Genomic DNA, 20,055 nt, shown 5'->3' with positions numbered 1-20,055 from the left:
GCGCTCCTTTTGTGCCTGGTTGTTGTGCTGTCTGTCGTTTCCGGCCCCGGTCCGGCCCCGATCCGGCCCCTGCCCGGTCATACGGCTTTCGGTGTCGAGCCGGCGGGATCGCCGGCCGGGTGGTCGCTCAGGCGGCCGGGTGGTCGCTCAGGTGGGGGAGCAGGGCGTGGGAGGGGCGCAGGCCGTGGCCGGGGCCCGGTGGTGGGGGAGCGGTGTGCTGCTCCCGGTCGACCGTGTAGGGCGGATCGGTGAGCGGGGTGGGGAACCACTCGTCCTGGCGGCCGCATTCGACGGCCACGACGTCGGCCAGTCGCGCCGCCAGGGTGCGGCCGACCGACCACAGGGGGCCGATTTCGCCGACCTGTACGCCCAGTTGTACGCGCAGGCCGAGGTCGTGGGCGCGTACGGCCGTCCGCAGGGAGGGCAGCAGACCTCCGCACTTGGAGATGCGGAGGTTGACGAGCGAGGCGGCGCCGGTGGCGGCCGCCCATTCCACGTCCGTGGTATCCATCGCCGACTCGTCGAGCATTACCGGCATCCCGCCGTCCTGGATGCGGCGCAGGGCGGACCAGTTCCGCGGGGTGGTGGGTTCCTCGATCCAGTCGACGCCGGCACGCTCGCGCAGCAGCCGGGCGCCCCGCTCGGCGTCCTCCGGTGCCCAGCCGCCGTTGGCGTCCACGGACATCTGCACCGAGGGGCTGAGCAGACCGCGTGCCTGGACCGCCAGCTCGGCGGTCTCCTCGGGGCTGCGCAGCGCTTTGAGCTTCACGTGGGTCAGGCGGGCACGTACGGCGGGTGCCAGCGCCGCCAACTGCTCGGCGGGGGAGCGGCTGAGGTCCACCACCTCACTGACCGTACGGGGGCGGCCGGTGGCCGCGAGCACGTTGGCCGCCCAGGGGCAGGCGTCTAGGACGGCGGTCATCGGCTGGTCGTACCGCCGACAGAGCGCATCGAGGAGCGCGGTCTCCAGTGCCGCGGCGGCGGCCGGCATCGGCCGCAGGCCGCCCAGCATCCGGGGGAGGTCGAGCGAGGCCAGCACGGGCACCGCGCGGTTGAAGCCCTCCACGGCGAGTAGCGGAGCGAGTACGGACAGGTCGAGGCCGCGCAGGGCCTGGACCGCGCTGTCGGCCGTCTCACCGGTCACGTACGGGCGGGGAGCGCCCTCGCCCCAGCCTGTGGTCCCCTCCAGGCGCAAGGTGAGCAGGACCGACTGGGTTTGCGCATGGGCGTGTCGGGCGTGGGCGAAGGGCCGCTTGAGGGGGACCTGTGCTGTCCGGATGCCGACGAGGTCGAGCGTACGGTTCACCGCGGGCCTCCCCGTCGGGTGGCGTACGCCGCGCCGGGCTGTGCAGGGACCGCGGCGTCCGTTACGGACAGGGGCTTTGTACCTGCTGCCAGAGGCTTTGTACCTGCTGCGACAGCGGCGAGCCAGGTCCAAAACCGGGTTCGCGCGGCAGAGAACTCAAGGTAGTGGCGGTCGGCGTCGAAGTGGGCGTCGACGGCGTGCGGGCACATCCGGCGGAGAACCGACCGTGCGGTGTCCAGATCGATGACCAAGTCGTGCGCGGGCCGTGCGAAGTGCACCGGGGCCGGCGGTCTGCCGAGGCCCCAGGGGGCGCCCTCGGCGTACAGGAGTTCCAGCTCGGCCATGACGGCACGGAAGCCGTCGGTGACCTGGCGCAGCATGGCGTGGTCGTTCGCCATGAAGGCGAGGTAGCGCTGCTCGCCGGTGTAGTCCTCGTCTTTGAGGGCGATCGGGGAGCGGTGGTGGCCGCGCAGCGTGCGAAGGCGTTGTAGTCCGTCTCGTCCGTGGCGGGCTTGCTGCTGGCCGAGGGCCGGGGCGCAGAAGACCACGCCGTCCGGGGCGAGGCGGCCGGTGCTGAGCAATGCGGCCAGCAGGCTGCCGCCGAAGCTCTGGCCGACGGTGGTCATCGCGAGGTTGCCGGGCAGCCGGGCCCGGGCCGCCCGGAAGAGGGCGGCGTAGTCGTCCAGTACGGCGTCGGCCGAGGGCAGATGGCCGCGGGGGCCGCCGCTGGCTCCGGAGCCGCGCCGGTCCGGGGCGTACACGGCGATCTGCCGGCGGGCCAGTTCGGGCCCGGACTCGAAGAGCCAGCCGGCGTGGCTCTGCAGGCCGTGTACGTAGAAGACGGCCGCCTTCGGGGTCTGGGGTGTCCACTGGTGCAGGGCGAGCGGGGTGCCGTCCGTCGCGGTGACCGTCTCGACGCGGTGCGCCACGGCCGGGTGTGCTTCGCTGGTCACGGTGGAGGTCATCGTTTGCTTTCCTCGTGGGGGAGGGAGGGCGTTTCAGGCGTGCAGCGGCAGGCCCAGGTCGTCGATCACGCTCAGCAGGGTGTCGTCCCGCTGGATCCAGTGGTGTTTGATCTGCATGGCCGCCGCGCCCTGGCGGCGCTGCGCCTCCGCGATGGCGAGGAAGCTCTTCGGGGCCAGCGGGAGCAGCCGCAGCGGACGCAGCCGGCCGCTGCGCCGCTTCTCGGCGTACTCCGGGTTGCAGCTCTGGAGCGCGGTCTCGGCAGCGGCGGTGAAGGCCTCGCGTTCGGCGGCGCTCAGATGCGGGCCGCATTCCATGGCCAGGACGTAGCCGGGCGGGGTGCCCCAGGAGGGGATGCAGGTGAACAGGGGCAGCATCCCCAGGGCGTTGGCGCAGGCGGTCCGTACGGCCTCGTACACATGGATCTCGGTGAGCTTCTCGCCGGTGAAGGAACTGCCGAACCCGGCGCGCCCGGCGAACTCCAGGCGCGGCAGGGCGCCGACCCGGCCGAGGACGGTGTAGACGTCTCCGACGTCGTAGCGGTAGAGCCCGTTGGCCTGGCTCATGACGAGCCGGTAGGAGTGTCCGGTCTCCACCTCGTGCGGGTCCAGGGTCTCGGCGGCGGGGTCCAGCGGCCCGCCGTCGTCGTCCTCACGGCACGGTACGAATTCGAAGACGCCCTGGTCGGCTGCGAGCGGGCCGGCCGAGGGGTGGTCGTCGACGGGGATGGTGACGATGCCCTCGGTGCCGGTCGTGCTGAACGGGAGTTTGCGGATGCCGGGCGTGACGTCGTCCAGCCAGTCGCGGTAGAGGCCGGCGGAGGCGGAGTTCCAGCAGACGACGACGGACAGCCGGGGCCACAGGTCGGTCAGGCGCAGCCCTCCCGAGCGGCGCACGAGCGTCCGGTCCAGCTGCCGGGCGAGGCCGGGGTCGGCGACGACGCCGTTGGCCGGGCGCCCGCAGACGGTGCCACGGGCCACCTCGTCGACCAGCTCGGGCCCGCGCAGCGCAAGCTGCTCGGCGAGGCCCACGATCTTCGACGGGTTGAGGGTGACGGCCAGCCGGATGTCGGCCCCGGCCAGCAGCCGCAGTTTGCGGTAGAGGCTGTCGGCGTACTCCTCCTCGTCGTCCCCGCGCAGCCAGGGCGCGTCGTACCAGGGTGGTACCCAGTCCTCCGGGCCGACCGCGGCCGGCCGGCGGGAGATGCTGTAGACGGGGAAGCCGTGCAGGCTCCGGGTGGCGGGGGTGCGTTCCCAGGAGAGGTCGAGGATGTGCTCGGCAGTCAGGCGCCCGGCGCCGATCTGCTCGAAGTACAGGCCCCACTGGGCGTACAGGCCCCGGCCCCGGTACCGTTCACGCCAGTGCCGGGTGGTGGGGACGTACTTGGGGTCCCCGCTGGAACCCGACGTCTTCAGGAAGGCGTACGGCGCGCTGCGCGTGAGGACCTTCGCCTCGCCTGCCAGTTGCCGTTCCACATACGGGCGGAAATCCTCGTAGGCGCGGATGGGCAGTGCGCTCTTCCAGTCGGCGAGCGTGGCGGCGAAACCGAGACCGTGCGCACGTCCGAACGAGGTGCTGCGGGCCTGGTCGAGAAGGTCCTGGAGGACCAGTTCGCTCGTCGGCGCGGGGTCGTGGCACAGCTTTCGCTGCCGGCGCAGGGCGCTCAGGGTGAGGCTGGTGAAGTCCTCGGTGCGGGTGTGGCGCGGTGACGCGGTCGAAGTGGCGGGAAAGAGCATCCGGAAAACCCCCATTTCCTCCGGTGCGGCCGGCCGGTCGGCCGTTGGCCGCAGCGCAGTGACGGACGTGCGATTCCAGTGATGGACGTGCGGTTGCAGTGACGGATGTGCGGTTGCAGCGGCGGACGTACGGTTCCAGTGACGGCCGTGCGATTGCAGTGATGGACGTGCGGTTGCAGTGGCGGACGTGCGGTCGGGCAGGCGTGCGGTGACGGCGCGGCAGGGCACGCCAGGATGGCTCGCGCGCGGTGCCCCGCGAGCGAGCCGAAGGCGGTGTCAGACGACCCGCCGGACCAAGCCGGGTCCGGTGTCCTTCGACACGGCGAAGGCGACGGCAGCGGCCAGGAAGCGGCCGACGGCGTCATCGGTCATCCACGCCATGTGCGGGGTCGCCAGCGAGTTCGGGTGCTGGCGCAAAAGATCGTCGGCGGGCAGCGGTTCGATGTCGAAGACGTCCAGCGCCACCCCGCCGAGCAGTCCGTCGGCCAGCCGCCGGCGCAGTTCGCTCATGTCGACCAGCGCGGCGCGGGCGGTGTTGACCAGCAGGGTCCGGGGGCCGAGCAGGGCGAGCCGGCGCGCGTCGATGATCTCCTGGTTCCCCGGTACGGCCCGCAGGTGCACACTCACCGCGTCCGCCGTGCCCAGCAGGGCGTCGAGAGGCATACGGGTGACCTTGGCCGCGCGGGCCGTACCCTCGTCCAGGGACGGCGACCAGGCCGCGACCCGCATCCCGATGCCCTGCGCCAGGCGGGCCACCCTGGCACCGACCCGGCCCCACCCGATGATCCCCAGCAGCGCCCCGGACAGCTCACGGCCCGCGGCCGGCTGCCAGCCCGGTGCGGAGCCGACGGCCGTCGGCACCCGGTGGGCCAGCATCAGCAACAGGGTCAGCGTGAACTCGGCCACCGAGTCGGCGGCCAGCCCCGGCGTGTCGTGGACCGCGATGCCGGCGGACCGGGCGGCGTCGAGGTCGACCGCCCGGCCGGCCGGGCCCGCCACCACGACCTCCCGCGGCCGTTCCGCCAGCAGGGCACCGGTGTCCAGCGGCCGGCCGTGGAAGAAGTGCAGCACGGTACGGGCGCCGCGGATGCGCTCGGCGAGCCGGGCCGGTGTGACGTAAGGACCGGTGAAGACTTCGATCGCGTCGCCGCCGGGGCAGCGGCGGACGAGTTCGGCCAGCCGCGGGTAGCCTTGGCAATCGGGCAGGACGAGGCGTCCCACGTTGTTTCCTCCCCCGCGAACAGGTGTGGTGGGACCGGTCAGCGCACGGCGAGGCGGACCCGGCAGGTCCACCACCATGTCCGGCCGCCGGCCATCCGGCGCTCAGCGACTTCCCGCAGCCGGGTCAGGCCGAGCACGTCCTCGCTGACGCCCTGTTCGAGCAGCGCGACCACCCCGCCCTGGCTCGCCGCGAAGTCGACGAAGCGGGCGGCGCCGCCGGTCTCCTTCATGTGCAGGCACACCTCGTTCACGTGGCGGAACAGGCCGCTTTGACGCAGGCGTGCCACGTGCTCGCTCTTGGGGGCGAAACCGGGGCGCAGCCCGCGCTCGACTTCCAGCGTCGTGTGCGCCGCCTCGAAGGCCCGGTAGGCGGCGTCGACTTCGGGATCGACGGCAGGCGGCCAGTCGAAGTCGAAGGCGGCCAGCACCGCGCCCGGCCGCATGATGCGGGCGATCTCCGGAAAGGCCAGGGCGGCGTCGAACCAGTGCAGGGCGTGGCTCACCGTCACGATGTCCGCGCAGCCGTCCGGCAGCCCGGTCTTCTCGGCCGTACCGTCCATGACGTGGATGCCGCGCCGGGCCGCAACGGCACGCATCTCGGGTGAGGGCTCCACGCCGGTCACCTCGGGCCAGATCGTGGCGGAAAGCCCGGTGCCGCACCCGATGTCGACCACGTCCGGGTCGGCGGCCCCGGACCACTGGCGCAGCAGGTCCGCGAGTTCCTCGGGAGGACCGGGCCGGACGCGGTCGTAGAATTCCGCGAACTTGCTGAAGCGCTCGGCAGAGTCAGGAATTAAATTCGGCATGAGCGTGACGCTAACACAGCCGTCGGACGGGTGCTCGGGTGACAAACGGCATACTTAAATCTTCGTCAACCGACGGTCGAGTAAGGGTATTGGCGGGGGGATGTAGTTACCTGTTCAAGTGTGATTTCGGCAGGTCGGAGCGTCGACAGGGTGAATGCGGGTGAGCATGCGGGTGAGCATGGAGAAGTACCCCGAGGGGAATCTGCCAATTACCTGAACGATTACCTGAACGAGGTGTTTACGCGCATATTCGCGCAACTCGCGCGGGAACGGAGATAAAGGCTTGGCAGCGTGGCGTGGCAGCGCGGCATGGCGGCGCGAATTACGGGAGAGAATTGCGGGTCGGTGTTTTGCGCTTTAGGCAACCAGGTCGGCCGAGGCGGCGGGAGGGACGGGCCGGGCCGGATCGTTGTGACCTGACCGGCATCTGCCGCACCGTCTGGCCGGTCCACCGGTCCACCGGTCCACCGGTCCGCCAAATCGCCGGTCCGCCGGTCCGCCGGTTCAGGCTCCCGGCTCCCGCCTCCCGGCCAGACGGTCAGGCCGACAGGCGTAGCAACGCTTCGTGATCCGGTGTCCCCGGCGGTGCCTGGTAGACCACCAGCCGCTGCCCGTCGCTGCGGGCCACGTCGAAAGCCTCGTACGCCAGCGTCAGCCGACCCACCTCCGGATGGCGGTACACTTTGCGCCCGTTGGTGCGCGCCCGGACGTCGTAGCGCTGCCACAGCGAGGCGAACACGGTGCTGAGGCGGGAGAGTTCATCGACGATCGCGCGGATGTCCGGCGCACCCGGGTACACCACCACGGCGGCCCGCAGGTGGGCGACCACGCCGTGGGCCACGTCCTCCCAGTCGGCATACAGCTCCCGGGCGAAGGGGTGGGCGAAGGCGTAACGCGCGGTGTTGCGCTCGTGTTCGGGCCAGTCCTCGATGCCGGGGAAGAGGCGCAGCGCGCCCCGGTTGGCGGCCAGCAGGTCGCTGGACCGGCTCAGCACACAGGCCGGATACGGGTGCGCGATGGAGAGCATGCGGCGGACCTCTTCCCGGACCGCGCGCGAGGTCTGGCTTGTTCGCGCGCCGGCGGCCGGTGCCGATACCCGGCCGCGGCCCAGCTCCGCGAGATGGCGGCGCTCGTCGTCGGTCAGCTTGAGCACCCGCCCGATCGCCTCCAGGACCGCGGGGCTCGGCCGCTGCTGCTTGCCCTGCTCCAGGCGCCGGTAGTACTCGATGCTGACTCCGGCCAAGATCGCGACTTCCTCGCGCCGCAGCCCGGCCGTACGCCTGCGCCCCGCCGACGGCGGCAGACCCGCCGCCTGTGGTGCGACGCGGCCCCTTCGGCTGCGCAGGAAGTCGCCCAGCTCCGTTCTGTTCCCCACCGGCACGTTGCTCACAGATGCAGTATGCATTCACCGGGTCGGCCGAGGGGGGCCCTGCCAGGGCCCCCTCGGCAGGGCCTCCCTGCGGCCGGGCTCCCGAGGCACGCTGGATCCACCGCAGCGATCTGCGCGCGGCGGGCACGGAAGGCGAACAGGGCGGCGCGGAGGCCCACGAAGAAAGGACGGTGGGCCCGGCTGTGTCCACTCAGGCCGAACTCACCCGCCGGGAACGCAACCTCGTCCTGGCGGTCTGTTGCACGAGCGTGTTCCTCGGCAACCTCAACAACACGGTGCTCAACGTTGCGCTGCCGGCGATGCAGCGCGACCTGCACAGTCCGCTCTCCGGACTGCAATGGACCACCGACGCCTACCTGATCGTGCTGGCCGCGCTGCTGATGCTGGCCGGATCCGCAGGCGACCGGCTCGGCCGCCGCCGCGTCTTCCAGACCGGCCTGGCCCTGTTCACCCTCGGCTCGCTGCTGTGCGGACTGGCCCCCGGCCTGGGCTTTCTCATCGCCTGCCGCATCATCCAGGCCGTCGGCGCCTCGATGCTCAACCCGGTGGCCATGTCCATCATCACCAACACCTTCGCCGAACCCCGCGAACGCGCCCGGGCGATCGGCGTCTGGGGTGCGGTCATGGGCGTGGCGATGGCGGTCGGCCCGATGGTGGGCGGGGTACTCGTCCAAGGCCTGGGCTGGCGGTCGATCTTCTGGCTCAACCTGCCGATCGGCCTGGCCGCGTTCGCCTGCGCCGCACGCTTCGTACCGGAGTCCCGTGCCCACCGGCCGCGCCGGATGGACCCCGTCGGGCAAATCCTGGTCACCGTGCTGCTGGGCTGCCTGACGTACGCGATCATCGAGGGGCCCGGCACCGGATGGACCGCCCCACGCACCCTCGCCTGCGCCCTGGCCGCGCCGGCCGCGCTCCTCGCGCTCGCCCTTTACGAGCGGCGGCGCACCGAACCCCTGGTGGATCTGCGGGTCTTCCGCAGCGCCGGGTTCAGCGGAGCCAGCGCCATGGCGGTCTGCTCATTCTTCGTACTCGGCGGGTTTCTCTTCCTCAACACGCTCTACCTGCAAAACGTACGCGGCCTGTCGGCCCTGGCCGCCGGCCTGTACCTGCTGCCCATGGCCGTCATGAACATCGTCACCTCGCCGCTCTCCGGGCGGCTGACCGCCACCCGAGGCCCCCGGCTGCCGCTGGTTCTGGCCGGCGCCGCCACCACCGCGGGCGGCGCCCTGCTCGCCACCGGCGGCGCCTTCGGGACGGATGCGCTGCTCTTCACCGCGTACGTCCTGATCGGCGTCGGCGTCGGGCTGGCCAATACGCCCGTCACCAACGCGGCCATGTCCGGCATGCCGAAGGAACAGGCGGGCGTGGCCGCGGCAATCGTCTCCACCAGCCGCCAGTTCGGGCAGGCGCTGGGGGTCGCCGTGCTCGGCGCGGTCCTCACCGCCGGCCTGCACCGTTCCGGTACGCCGTTCACGCAGGCAGTGCTCTCGGGGTACTGGATCGTCACTGCCTGCGGAGTGGCCATCGTCGCGCTCACCCTGGCCACCACACGCCATACCGCGCCCGCCGCCGAGACCGCCGCACCCGCACGGCAGCCGGCGGCACCCGAGGTGGCCGGGCCGCGGGCCTCCGGCTGACCCGGCAACCGTACGCCGCCGGGCCGCCGAGCAGGCGCCGGGCTGCCGAGCAGGTCGGTCGCGGACCTGCTGCCGTATGCCGTGAACGATGAGGCCACACCAGAGCTGCTCGACCGGCTTTCGACGGAACGGGACCACACAGCCACATGTCCTGGTCGCACATGCCCTCGTCGCTGATCCCGACCTCCGCCGCGTGACCGTCCTCGTGGCCCGGTTCCAGCGCGCACACCAGAGTGGAGCGCACCCGCGGGGTCAGCCTCTCGTCGTAGCAGGCCGCGAGTTGGTCGTCGCGTCCCCAAGGACACCACTCGGCAGGGCGCGGCGCGTCGATGGACATCTCTTCCCAGAACAGAGACATGCCCTTCCCAGAACAGAGACATGCCCGGCGTCTCCTGCACGTACGCGGTCTCCCGGGGCCAAGCGCAGGCGCGCCGCACGGAACCTGTGGTCGGGGACCCCTCTAAGAGCTCCTAACGCAACGTAAGTAGCCGTGTCCTTCGGATGGCTGCGTCAGTTGCTGGGGTGTGAGTAAGCGAAGTGCTCGACCATGGCTGGTGGACGATGAGTTGTGGTCCAGAATCGAGCCGCTGCTGCCGTCGCCGCCAGCGGGGCGCCGGCGGCCCGGCCGCAAGCCGGTGCTGGAGGACCGCAAGGTGCTGTGCGGCATCCTGTTCGTCCTCTACACCGGCATCCAGTGGGAATGGCTGCCCCAGGAACTCGGGTTCGGATCGGGCATGACCTGCTGGCGGCGGCTGCGGGACTGGAACAACGCCGGGGTGTGGCAGCGGCTGCACGAGGTGCTGCTGGACGAACTGCGGGCCGCCGACCGCCTGGACTTGTCGCGGGCGGTGAACGACAGCTCCCACGTCCGGGCGCTCAAGGGCGGCCCAAAACCGGGCGGAGCCCGGTCGACCGGGGCCGGTCGGGCTCCAAACACCACGTGATCTGCGATGCCACCGGCATCCCGCCGGCCGTCACCCTGACCGGCGGCAACCGCAACGACGTCACCCAGCTGATGCCGCTGCTGGCGGCGGTGCCGCGCATCCGCGGCAAACGCGGCCGGCCCCGCCAGCGGCCGCAAGAGGTCTACGCCGACCGCGGCTACGACCACGACTGCTACCGCCGCCAGGTCTGGACCAAGGGCATCAAGCCGCTCATCGCCCGCCGGGGCACCGCCCACGGCTCCGGGCTGGGAACCAAGTGGTGGGTCGTCGAGCAGACCATCGCCCTGCTGCACTGGTTCAGCCGCCTGCGCATCCGCTGGGAAACCCGCGACGACATCCACGAAGCATTCCTGAAACTCGCCTGCTCACTCATCTGCTGGCGACGCCTGCCTCCCACAATGCGTTAGGAGCTCTAAGCGGAGCTGGTGAAGTTGGTTGCGTCGGGTAGGCGCCCCTGGGGAGGGACGCCATACCGCACATCCTCCGAGTCGCGCGGACCGGGATCACGTCGGCTGTCCCAGCCCTGAGCGAGTGGCTGCGGGACGAGCGCGGGGGGGGGGGGGGGGGAGAGAGATCTCCTCGGACTGGCTGGCGAGCCGCTGCGGCGCGAGGGCTCGCGCAGATCCTGCTCAGCTCCAGCGTCGGGGCGTGACGCTCGGCTTGGGCGTCTCCCTCTTTCTGCTTCACACCAAGCACAGTCGCGCCCGTCTCTGACCTCAGGTCGACTGACTGTCTACCTGCCTGTCGACAAGGCGGAAGACCGCCTCGACTTCTGTCGTCGAGGCGGCCTTCCACCTTGCTGCGATCCCGCCCTGAACACCAAGCGGGGTCACACCTGCCATCGGCGCCCGGAGCCGAACGCCACCGAAGGTTTCGTCAGAAGTGGGAGCCCAGCGCGACCGCCAAGCCGAGGGCCGGCACATGACGGCCGTTCCCGAGCTCGATGTCGGTGCTGTTGCGGTACACCCGGCCGTCGATCGTGATGGGTGTAGCGGCACGGTTTCGGAGGTTGGCCGCCAGCATCGCGGAGAGCCTGCTCCACCTGGTTTCGAGCTCCAGGCCAAAACGACCGAGGGTGTCCTGCCGGCCGTTTTCATCCATGTCGTAGCCGGTCCGGATCGTGTTGCCGATGCGGTTTTGAATCCACCGGAAGCGAGTTGCCTCGGAAACCGCCGCGACAACCGAGGTGAGTGCCCGACCGGCTGCCAGGGCCGGCGGAGTGTTCTGCCCCGGAGCGCGTTGGGGCATGTTGGCAAGGTGGTTGATGTCGCCGCGAAGCCCCAGGAAGGAGTCGTTCATCCGCCACTCGTCCCTGGAGAAACTGTTGTAGTTCTCCCCGAACGGAAGCGACTGGAAGTCGCGCTGCTCCAGACGGTTGTTGGGGAACACGGAGTTGTAGGCAGCGCGGACCGGAGCCGAGTCCAGCTCGCGGAACATGTACCTGCCCTGCGGGGTGAAGAAACCCACTGTGTACAGGTCGTTTGCCCCGACGATCAGGGAGAGGCGGTGGGGGCGGTCGGTCACTGTGTGGTCGATCAGCGCGACCTCGACGTAGTAGCCCGTCTGCTGTGTGGTGGCACTGTGGGGGAAGTTGGGGTACACCGCATGGCTGACGGTACGACGCAAGCTTTCGAGCATGGCGTCGTAGGCGGTGCCGGCCGAGAAGCTGCTGGTGCCCGGCTGCAGATTGGTGATGTCCCAGTCGATGCGGGTCCAACGCCTTTCCGGGTCGGCGTGGGCCTTCGGGGACAACCCTTGGGTCAAGCCGACAGCGGCCAGCAGCGCCAGGGTGAGGATCAGGACGCGGCTCATGAGCCGGCGAGCGGACAGGGAAAGCCTCATGCGGAAGGTACTCCTGGGGAAAACGAGCGGTGAGTCGTGCGACGGAGATCTCCTGCAAGTGCGAGGACTCCGTGCGCGGCGCGGCGCGACGGACCGGGGCCGGGTGGGGCCCGCCCTCCGTCCGAAGCACCTTCAGTCAACCGGAGGGGAACGGGGCGACCCAGGCAGTTTCACCAGCAGGAGTAATGTCTTGCCATAATTCTGCCGGATGGTTCCGGTGTTCTGCCGGTCCACACGGATCAGGGAATGTTTCGAGGATGAGCACCGGTACACCGGCCACTGGCGGGTTCGGCGAGCGCCTGCACGGTCTACGGACGAGAGCCGGCCTCAGCCAGGAGGATCTGGCACACGCGGCGGGAGTGAGCGTTCGGGCGCTGTCGGACCTGGAACGCGGGCGCGCCCGGGGACCACAGCGCCGTACCGTGGAGGCTCTGGCCGCCGCGCTGAAGCTCGACGCCGCCGGTGCCCGGGAGCTGGAACAGGCCGCGAGCCTGGGCCGTCCCCGCCGGGCCCGCCAGACGGACGCCAAGCCGCCTGCCGCCGCACCGGACGCCGCGGCACGCAGGAGCACGCCCGACCTGCTGCCGCGCGCCCCGCGCGGCTTTCACGGCCGGACGGCGGAACTCGCCGCCCTGTCCCGGGCCACCGCGGGCGAGGCGCCCGTCTGTCTGGTCATCGGGCCTGCCGGGGTCGGGAAGACAGCCCTCGTGCTGCACTGGGCCCACCACGACCCTGCCGGACTCACCGACGGACGCCTCTACGCCGACCTGCGCGGCTTCAGCGACACCGGCGTACTGGCCGCCATCGAGGTGCTGCGCGAGTTCCTGCTGGCCCTGGGCGTGCCCCCCGACCGGATACCGGAGTCCGAGAACGGCGCGGCCGCACTGTTCCGGTCGCTGGCCGCCGACCGCCAGCTCCTCGTCGTACTCGACAACGCACGCGACTCCGAACAGGTCCGGCCCCTCCTGCCCGGCGGAGACCGCTGCGTCACCGTCGTCACCAGCAGGCACCGGCTGTCCGGGCTGATCGTCAGTGACACCGCCCGCCCCGTTGCCGTGGACGTCCTCGCGCCCCAGGACGGCACCATGCTCCTGGCCCGGATCCTCGGCACCGAGCGGGTGCACGCCGAGCCGGCCGCCGCGCTCCGGCTCGGCGAGCTGTGCGGCGGGCTGCCGCTGGCCCTGCGGGTGGCAGCCGCCCGCCTGGCCGGGCGGCCCGACTGGACCCTGGCCTCGATGGCCGCCGAACTGTCCGACGAGACACGCCGACTGAGCCTGCTGGACCTGGAGGACACCGGCGTCAGGGCCGCACTGCGCCTGACCTTGCGACAGCTCCCCGAGCACGTCTCCCACCTGTTCGCCGCCCTCGGCCGCCACCCCGGCACGCACGTCGACCGCTACGCGGCAGCCGCCCTGGCGGGCACGGGCCCCGCGGCCGCCGATGCCGCCCTGGAGCGCCTGGCCGTCGCGCACCTGCTCACCGAGACCACACCCGGCCGGTGGACGATGCACGACCTCGTGCGGCTCTACGCCCGCGGCCTGGACGCCCACCCCGACACGCTCAAGCGCGTGCTCGACTACTACATCACCGCCGCCACCGGTGCCGTTGCGGCGGCCGAACCCGGCTCGGAGTACTGCTTCCCGCTGCCGACGGACTTCCTGCCGCCCGCCGCCGTACGCGAGCTCGCCGACCGGTCCGCCGCCGTGGCCTGGTACACCGCCGAACGCAACAACCTCGCACTGGCAGTCGCCGCAGCGCACGCCAACGCGCTGCACGGCAGGACGTGGCGGATCGTCATGACGATGTGGCCGCTGATCGTGTGGCGCGTGCGGGACGGCTGGGTACCGCTCCTGGAGACCGCCCTCGCGGCGGCACGGGCCGACGCCGACCCGCACGGCGAAGCGCGGGTACTCAACGTCCTCGGCTGGGTCCTGACCGAGGAAGGACGCATTTCGGAAGCACTGATCCACCTGGAAGCGGCCGTCGCGCTCGCCGTCGAAGCCGCTGACGCGTTCGCCGAGGCCAACGCCCTGATCGTGCTGGCCATGACCCAAGCCGCCCTCGGCGGCCCGGACGACGCCGCGAAGAGTTGCGAACGCGCGGCCGCACTGGCACGTGAGAGCAACGACCGGAGGATCGAACGCCTTGCCATGCAGCACCTCGCCCGCCACCAAACCGACGCCGGACACTGGCACCAGGCCCTCACCACCGCGACCCACGCCCTGGCCCTCAACTACCGACCGGACACCACCGACATCCCTCACATCCTGCTGCTCATCATCAAGGGGGAAGCGCTGCTGGGACTCGGCAACCGCACGGAGGGCATCGCCCAACTCGACCTCGCAGCCCGCGAAGCGGAATCCGCCGGCTACGACGACGGCGCGGTACGAGCCCTCGGCGCCCTCCTGCGGGCAACACCAAACGCGAAAGTCCAAGCACGCTACGACACGGCACTCGCACGACTCACCACACGAACCTGAACCCTGTCCGATCCTGACCCGGCACGCCCACACCCCCGCCAACGCGCCTACACCACACACACCAGCCTTCCCGGCCTCTTCGGGGATGCGGCCCGGTGGGGTGGTACGGGCCTGTGGGGCGTGCAGTTGGCAGGGCTGGCGAAGTGTGATCGGCGCGGTTTGCCGGTCGTGTGAGATCCGCAAGGCGGGGGCCGGCGCCCGGACGGCAGGTGTGTGGCGGGCGGATCCGGCGGGAGGCCGCCGAGCGATGCGTTGCCCGTGCCTCCGCCCCGTACGCTGGCCACTCGCCTGGTCCTGCTGCGGGCCGGGTTCCTGACGAGGCTGACACGTCCATGCGGTTCTCCCTCTCCGACCAGCCGTCCCGTACTGCGTACAGCACAGCTCCGACCTCGCCGCTGCCGCCTTGGGCACCGCGCCCGTGCGGCGCCCGTGCGCGGGCTGTTATGCCTGGATGGCCTGGTTCATGCCTGGAGGGTGGCGAGCCAGTCGGTCAGCAGGCGGTTGACCTCGTCGGGGCGCTCCTGCTGGATCCAGTGGCCGCAGCCGTCCAGGAGGTGGGAGGCCGACAGGCCGGGGAGGGTGGTGGGATAGGCGTCGATGGCGTCGGACATCCAGGTGGTGGAGGCGTCCAGGGCACCGCCGACGAACAGGGACGGCTGCTTGATCGGGGCTCCGCTGTGCGAGGCAAGGTCTTCCCAGTCTCGGTCCATGTTGCGGTAACGGTTGAGTGCGCCGGTCAGGCCGGTGTGCTCGAACTCCCCGGCGTAGACGTCGAGGTTCTCCTCGCTCAACCAGGCCGGGAGCGGGCCCACGGGGAAGCGGTCGCGCAGCCGGCCGCTGCCGCGGGTGACGAAGTGCGGGTCGAGCTCGCCCTGGGCGGGCATGGTGTCAGCGGACAGGGCCGCGTAGAAGCCCGCGAGCCAGCCCCGGACGTCGGGCTCGATCTCCGTCTCGGCGCGGCCGGGCTCCTGGAAGTAGGCGACGTAGAACTCCTGCTCGTGGCCGCCGATCTGGCCGAAGACGTCGCTGGGGCGGGGGCCGCCGGGCGGCGCGTAGGGGACGCTCAGCAGGCCGACGGCGCAAAAGATCTCGGGGTGGAGCAGGGCGGAGACGGCAGCGATGTTGGAGCCCCAGTCGTGGCCGACGACCACCGCGCTTTCCTCGCCGAGCGCACGCACGACCGCGACGTTGTCCTCCACCAGATCGAGCATCCGGTAGGCGGCGGTCGCCTTCGGCTTTGAGGAGCGGCCGTAACCGCGCACGTCGATCGCCACCGCGCGGTAGCCGGCCGCGGCGAGGGCCGGGAGCTGGTGGCGCCAGGAATACCAGGACTCGGGGAAGCCGTGCACGAGCAGGACCAGCGGACCGGTTCCCTGCTCGACCAGGTGCAGGCGCCCGGCCGGGGCCTTGACGGTGCGGTGGCGGAGCTCGGCGGTCGGCTCGGGCTGCATGGGCTTCTCCTCGGTTCGCGGCGACGCGGTTACCCGTCGATCATGCGGCGCAGCCCCCGCCCGACGCGATCAACCTTGCCATTCTGGCAACCTTGCAGCACAGAGCGGCGAAGCGGAACGGCAAGAAGGAGAGGGAAAGATGGCAGTCGATGACGTGGACGCCACGCTGGCCGCGATGGGGCCCCGGTTGCGGGCCGCGCGCGAGCACCACGGCGCGTCGCTCGCCGGTGTCAGCTGCGCCACCGGCATCTCGCCCAGCACGCTGTCCCGGATCGAGACCGGCCGACGCAAGCCCACCCTGGAGGTGCTACTGCAGCTGTCGAAGGAGTACGGCGTCTTCCTGGACGAAGTGGCCGGCACGGCGCCCGCCCTCGCGGCCAAGCCACGCGCCACGGCGCCGCTGAGCTTCGGCGACGACAAGGCAGTGCTGCCCTTGACCCGGTACGTCGGCGGCCTGCACGCCCACAAGCACGTCCTGCCCGCCCTCGAGGACCCGCCCGCGCGGCCCCGGCAGGTCTCCCACGACGGCTACGAGTGGCTGTGCGTTTTGTACGGACGCCTGTGGCTCGCACTCGGCGACCAAGACCTCATCCTGACCCCGGGGGACGTCGCCGAGTTCGACACCCGCACCCCGCACGGGGTAACAAACCCCAGCCCCAGCGGTCCGGTCGAGTACCTGGTCATGTTCGGACCGCAGGGCGAGCGCCAACGGCCGCGCACCCCTGCAGCCACTGCTCGCGGGACTGGTGGCAGAAAGGCTGCTGAGTGAGCAGATGTGATAAGCGGGGTGCCTTGGTGGTGCCCACCGCGCTGCTTCGTGCGGTCGCATCCGCCGCCTGACCGCCGAAGCCCTCGAGGAGGTGTCTTTCCAAGACGGCGGCCGCCGCGTCGGCTCCCTGCGGGAAGTGCAGATCAACGACGTGTCCATCTGAACTTCGAGCTGAAGAAGCCGTGCCTCGAACAGCGAGCGGGCTGCTCGTGCCCGGCCTGCGCCGGCGTCTGTCGTCCTGACCTTCCCCGCCAGCCGGGCCCGCCTGGTACGGGCCCGGCATCCGGGCACAGGAAGGGAGACACTGTGGCCCGTCCCATGAGCCCCCTGCCTCCCGGCCCGAGCGCGCTGCGGGACTTCGCCGCAGAGATGCGGCTGCTGCGCCGCCGGGCCGGCACCCCCTCACTGACGCTGATGCGGCAGCGGTGCGGCATCGCGGAACCCACGTTGCACAAGGTGCACAGCGGGCTGCACCGCCCGACCTGGGAGGCGGTCCGCGGCTACGTCGAAGCCTGCGGCGGGGACCCGGAAGAGTGGCGGGCGAGCTGGATCCGGCTGTGTGCCGAGCAGGCCGGGACGGACCCACGCTTCTGCGCCCAGACGCTCGCCCGGTGGACCCGTACCGGGCGCTACACCCCGTCGGAGTCCGTCGCCGACGCAGCAGAGCTGCGCCGTCTGCTGCGGACCCTGCTGATGTTTCACGGCCGGAGCCTGCGCACGCTGGCGCTGCGGGCCCCGGCTACTCCCACGACACCTTCGGCGCGGTCTTGCGCGGCGACCGGCGGCTGACGGCCCCGCATCTCAAGGCCCTCCTGCTGGGCTGCGGGGTGCATTCGCTGACCAGCCTCGACGCCTGGTTCGACGTCCTGGGGCAGGTGGACGCCAGCCAGACCATGCCAGGGGCGCGCATCATGCACGACCTGCGGCAAAAGCAGGAGACCCAGTGGGCCCACGACCGCGACGTACGGAAGGTGGACCAGACGGTCGAGGAACTGGAGAAGGAGGTCATCACCTTCCAGACACGGCAGCAGGCCGCCGCGACCCGTGGCTGTGCCCGGGACATCGACGCGCTGCGCACCGCGGTCCTGGCGACGTTCGACACCTTGAAGGCGTGCATCGAGCCGACCGTGACGGACACGACCGCGCCACAGCTGGTGCAGCGCCACCTTGACGTCCTAAGCACCTTCGAGACGCGGGGCCTGCTGCCCGGCCGGCGGTTCCTGGACGCATTCGTGCCTCTGGCGCTGCCCCACCAGCAGGCGCTCCAGTCACGGGCCCACGAGGCACTTCTCACGGCCCTGACCTTCCTGCACTACGCGGACCGCGGGGACCTCTCTCCGCATGAGCAGTTGTCCCTGCTGCCCCCATCCCAGCCCAAGCACTCACCGGCGCCCCGCGGCCGACGGCCGCGGGGCGGTACGCCGATGGGCAACACCGCCCCGAAAAGCGCCGGGTGATCCGCCTCAGCCACACCCACACGTCGGACAACCCGCTCGACCGTCACGCAACGGCCCTACAGATCAACAGACTTGATGCCCGTCAGGGTGTCAGTGGCTGGCTGTAGCGTCGGTATACGCCCTGATTAGGGCCTGATCTTCACCTCTCATCCCACTCCTCCCGAGGGACCCTGATGGCACACGTTCGTGGGCACTACCGCCGTAACGGCTCCTACGTCCGGCCGCACTACCGCCGTACCAAGGGGTCGTCCCGCATCGCACCGTCATCCCGTTCATCAACCCCCCGTCAGATCCGTACGACCTCCCCCACCCCGCCGGGGCGACGACACACGTGCGCAGCCACTACCGCAACGGCTCCCACGTCCGGGCGCACCGTCGGCGCCTCGGACCAGGGACCACCGCAGCAGCGGGCGGCGGCATCGGTCTGCTGCTGATCCTCCTGATCGCCGTCCTGGGCGGCGGAGGAACAGGCACCGAAGAAACACCGGGCCAGCACCCGACGCCGTCCGCCAGCGCTCACGTCGGGAAACCCGCCCGGTAGGGCCCTGGCGACCGGACCGGTCCCAAACTCGTACGTTTAAAGCGGGAGTCCGCTGCCGGCTCCAATGGCAGCGGACTCCCGCTGGCGTAGCGAGGCGGCACCCCCATGCAGGCCGGATTCCCCGGGCGGGTGACGGAAAAGAACGCACAGGATAATCACGGTTAACCAGTGCATTTCGGGCCCAGTGTGACAGCGGATCCGGCCTGCGGTCGGTTCTGCGCTTCCGCCCTCAAATTCGGCCTTCCGGTGGTGACGGCGGTCGAGACGGCAGTGGAGTCGATACTCGCCGACCCGCCGTTCACTGCCTCCATGCATCAGGCATGGCCAGGGGGCGTGTAGGTGATGCCAATGTCTCCGGCGGAGGTCGCAGCGAGGGCCACGACCTTCCAGATCGCGGCAGGAAGGCCGCCCCGGGGGCCGTCCCAGGTGTCGTTGAGGAGATCCACCCTTAGACGTTGCCCTATGTGGTGAGGCGGAGAAGTCGCTTGTAGCAGCACAGGGCGGCTGCCAGCCCGAGGAAGGCCAGGTAGTTGGAGGGGTGGCGTTCGTAAGCGGGGGCTGAGGCGGCGGTAGCTGGTCAGCCATGACAAGGTCCGCTCGATCACCAACCTGCGCCGCCCCAGTCGTTCGCTGGATTCGATGCCCTTGCGTGCGACACGGACGCCGATGTGTTTGCCCCACAGCCATCGCCGCAGGATGGGGACGTCGTATGCCTTGTTCGCAGGGAGGCGTTGGGGCTTGAAGTAGCGGCCGCGGTGCGGGTCGTGTTGCGTGTGGAGTCCCGCCACCATCGGCTTCAGTCCGTCGCTGTCGTGGACGTTCGCCGCACAGATCCCGACGACCAGGGGCAGTTTGTTCGCGTCCGACAGGACGTGCACCTTGGTACCCGGCTTGCGCCGGTCCACAGGGCTCGGACCTGTGGGTTCGCCCCCTTTTAGCGCGGACGTGGGCGGTGTCGAGCACAACGCGGGTGACGTCGATAAGGCCGACGTCATCGAGTGGGTGGAGCACGGCCTTGTGCAGCCGGCCCCGGACGCCGGCTCTGGACCAGGTCAGGAACCGCCGATGAGCGGTCGGCTTCGAGATTGCGAAGCAGGGTGGCAGATGCCGCCAGGCGCATCCGGTGACCAGCACATGGATGATGGCGGCGAACAGCGTCTCATCAGGTGTATCCGAGGTCCCGCCGCCCTGCGGTCGCACTCTCGGCGGCGGGAGCAACGGCTTCGCGACCTCCCACAGCCCGTCCGGAACGATCCAACTCCACGTTCGCTGCCCCATGCTGAAGTACTACTCCGCCTCACCACATAGGACACCGTCTTAGCTCGATCTGCTAAGCAGTCTCGGGAGCAGGGAGCAGGGAGCAGGGAGCAGGGAGCAGGGAGCAGGGAGCAGGGAGCAGGGAGAGGGGGCGGAGGCCCAAGGCATCACTCAGTAGAGTTCTCCGAGTAGGCACGGGCCAGGACACCGGTGCTGCCGTCAGAAGATTTCACAGGCCGTGATCCGGGCCGTCGG

14 protein-coding genes and 1 pseudogene are annotated in these 20,055 nt (G+C 70.8%); 6 read left to right on the top strand and 9 right to left on the bottom strand.

All coding sequences use genetic code 11. The features are described from left to right. Window positions 1–127: 127 nt before the first annotated feature. From ACH4OW_RS33775 to ACH4OW_RS33750, 6 genes are all read right to left on the bottom strand, one after another. Window positions 128–1,306 carry an enolase C-terminal domain-like protein gene (locus ACH4OW_RS33775; protein ID WP_398031767.1) on the bottom strand — a complete coding sequence of 393 codons (1,179 nt, stop codon included), beginning with the start codon at window positions 1,304–1,306 and terminating at the stop codon, window positions 128–130. Further along, entirely contained in the window at window positions 1,303–2,271 is a 969-nt protein-coding gene (locus ACH4OW_RS33770; protein WP_398031766.1) for an alpha/beta hydrolase, read from the bottom strand. The genes ACH4OW_RS33775 and ACH4OW_RS33770 overlap by 4 nt, the downstream gene beginning before the upstream one ends. Before the next feature lie 33 nt (window positions 2,272–2,304). Then, on the bottom strand, window positions 2,305–4,005 hold the full coding sequence (locus tag ACH4OW_RS33765; protein ID WP_398031765.1) for a GH3 auxin-responsive promoter family protein: 1,701 nt from the start codon (window positions 4,003–4,005) through the stop codon (window positions 2,305–2,307). Window positions 4,006–4,281: 276 nt separating this feature from the next. Next, window positions 4,282–5,226, bottom strand: coding sequence for an NAD(P)-dependent oxidoreductase (locus ACH4OW_RS33760; RefSeq protein WP_398031763.1), 945 nt, complete (start codon window positions 5,224–5,226; stop codon window positions 4,282–4,284). A gap of 38 nt (window positions 5,227–5,264) precedes the next feature. Then, the gene (locus ACH4OW_RS33755; RefSeq protein WP_398031762.1) at window positions 5,265–6,032 is read right to left on the bottom strand and encodes a class I SAM-dependent methyltransferase; all 768 of its coding nucleotides are present in this window, start codon (window positions 6,030–6,032) and stop codon (window positions 5,265–5,267) included. Between the two features lie 538 nt (window positions 6,033–6,570). Continuing rightward, the gene (locus ACH4OW_RS33750) at window positions 6,571–7,422 is read right to left on the bottom strand and encodes a helix-turn-helix transcriptional regulator (protein WP_398031760.1); all 852 of its coding nucleotides are present in this window, start codon (window positions 7,420–7,422) and stop codon (window positions 6,571–6,573) included. A gap of 182 nt (window positions 7,423–7,604) precedes the next feature. On the opposite strand from ACH4OW_RS33750, the gene ACH4OW_RS33745 reads away from it, so the two are divergent. Beyond that, a complete protein-coding gene (locus ACH4OW_RS33745) occupies window positions 7,605–9,059 on the top strand; it encodes an MFS transporter (RefSeq protein WP_398031758.1) in 1,455 nt (484 codons plus the stop codon). A gap of 524 nt (window positions 9,060–9,583) precedes the next feature. Further along, a protein-coding gene (locus ACH4OW_RS33740) for an IS5 family transposase (RefSeq protein ID WP_398031757.1) occupies window positions 9,584–10,410 on the top strand; the annotation gives its coding sequence in 2 pieces (ribosomal slippage) (window positions 9,584–9,947 and window positions 9,947–10,410; 828 coding nt in all). Between the two features lie 469 nt (window positions 10,411–10,879). Here the strand turns inward: ACH4OW_RS33740 and ACH4OW_RS33735 are convergent. Next, a complete protein-coding gene (locus tag ACH4OW_RS33735; protein WP_398031755.1) occupies window positions 10,880–11,845 on the bottom strand; it encodes a ribosome-inactivating family protein in 966 nt (321 codons plus the stop codon). Window positions 11,846–12,030: 185 nt separating this feature from the next. On the opposite strand from ACH4OW_RS33735, the gene ACH4OW_RS33730 reads away from it, so the two are divergent. Further along, entirely contained in the window at window positions 12,031–14,325 is a 2,295-nt protein-coding gene (locus tag ACH4OW_RS33730; protein WP_398031753.1) for a helix-turn-helix domain-containing protein, read from the top strand. Window positions 14,326–14,786: 461 nt separating this feature from the next. On the opposite strand, the gene ACH4OW_RS33725 is transcribed toward ACH4OW_RS33730, so the two are convergent. After that, a complete protein-coding gene (locus tag ACH4OW_RS33725) occupies window positions 14,787–15,776 on the bottom strand; it encodes an alpha/beta fold hydrolase (RefSeq protein WP_398031752.1) in 990 nt (329 codons plus the stop codon). Window positions 15,777–15,915: 139 nt separating this feature from the next. Here ACH4OW_RS33725 and ACH4OW_RS33720 point away from each other — a divergent pair, with 139 nt between their 5' ends. The 3 genes from ACH4OW_RS33720 to ACH4OW_RS33710 all read left to right on the top strand — a co-directional run bounded on the left by ACH4OW_RS33720 (window position 15,916) and on the right by ACH4OW_RS33710 (window position 18,002). Then, on the top strand, window positions 15,916–16,545 hold the full coding sequence (locus ACH4OW_RS33720) for a helix-turn-helix domain-containing protein (RefSeq protein WP_398031750.1): 630 nt from the start codon (window positions 15,916–15,918) through the stop codon (window positions 16,543–16,545). A gap of 318 nt (window positions 16,546–16,863) precedes the next feature. Next, on the top strand, window positions 16,864–17,334 hold the full coding sequence (locus tag ACH4OW_RS33715; protein ID WP_398031749.1) for a helix-turn-helix domain-containing protein: 471 nt from the start codon (window positions 16,864–16,866) through the stop codon (window positions 17,332–17,334). Further along, window positions 17,313–18,002 carry a hypothetical protein gene (locus ACH4OW_RS33710; RefSeq protein ID WP_398031747.1) on the top strand — a complete coding sequence of 230 codons (690 nt, stop codon included), beginning with the start codon at window positions 17,313–17,315 and terminating at the stop codon, window positions 18,000–18,002. Before ACH4OW_RS33715 ends, ACH4OW_RS33710 begins: the two co-directional genes overlap by 22 nt. Before the next feature lie 1,001 nt (window positions 18,003–19,003). Here ACH4OW_RS33710 and ACH4OW_RS33705 read toward each other — a convergent pair. Further along, window positions 19,004–19,821 (bottom strand): annotated as a pseudogene (locus tag ACH4OW_RS33705) (IS5 family transposase). Between the last annotated feature and the right edge of the window lie 234 nt (window positions 19,822–20,055).

Origin of the sequence: Streptomyces sp. NPDC017056, assembly GCF_044332485.1 — a bacterium.
Classification (GTDB): Bacteria; Actinomycetota; Actinomycetes; order Streptomycetales; family Streptomycetaceae; genus Streptomyces.
The sequence above is the reverse complement of the archived record's forward strand: the minus strand, read 5'-3'. Positions and strand labels throughout refer to the sequence as shown.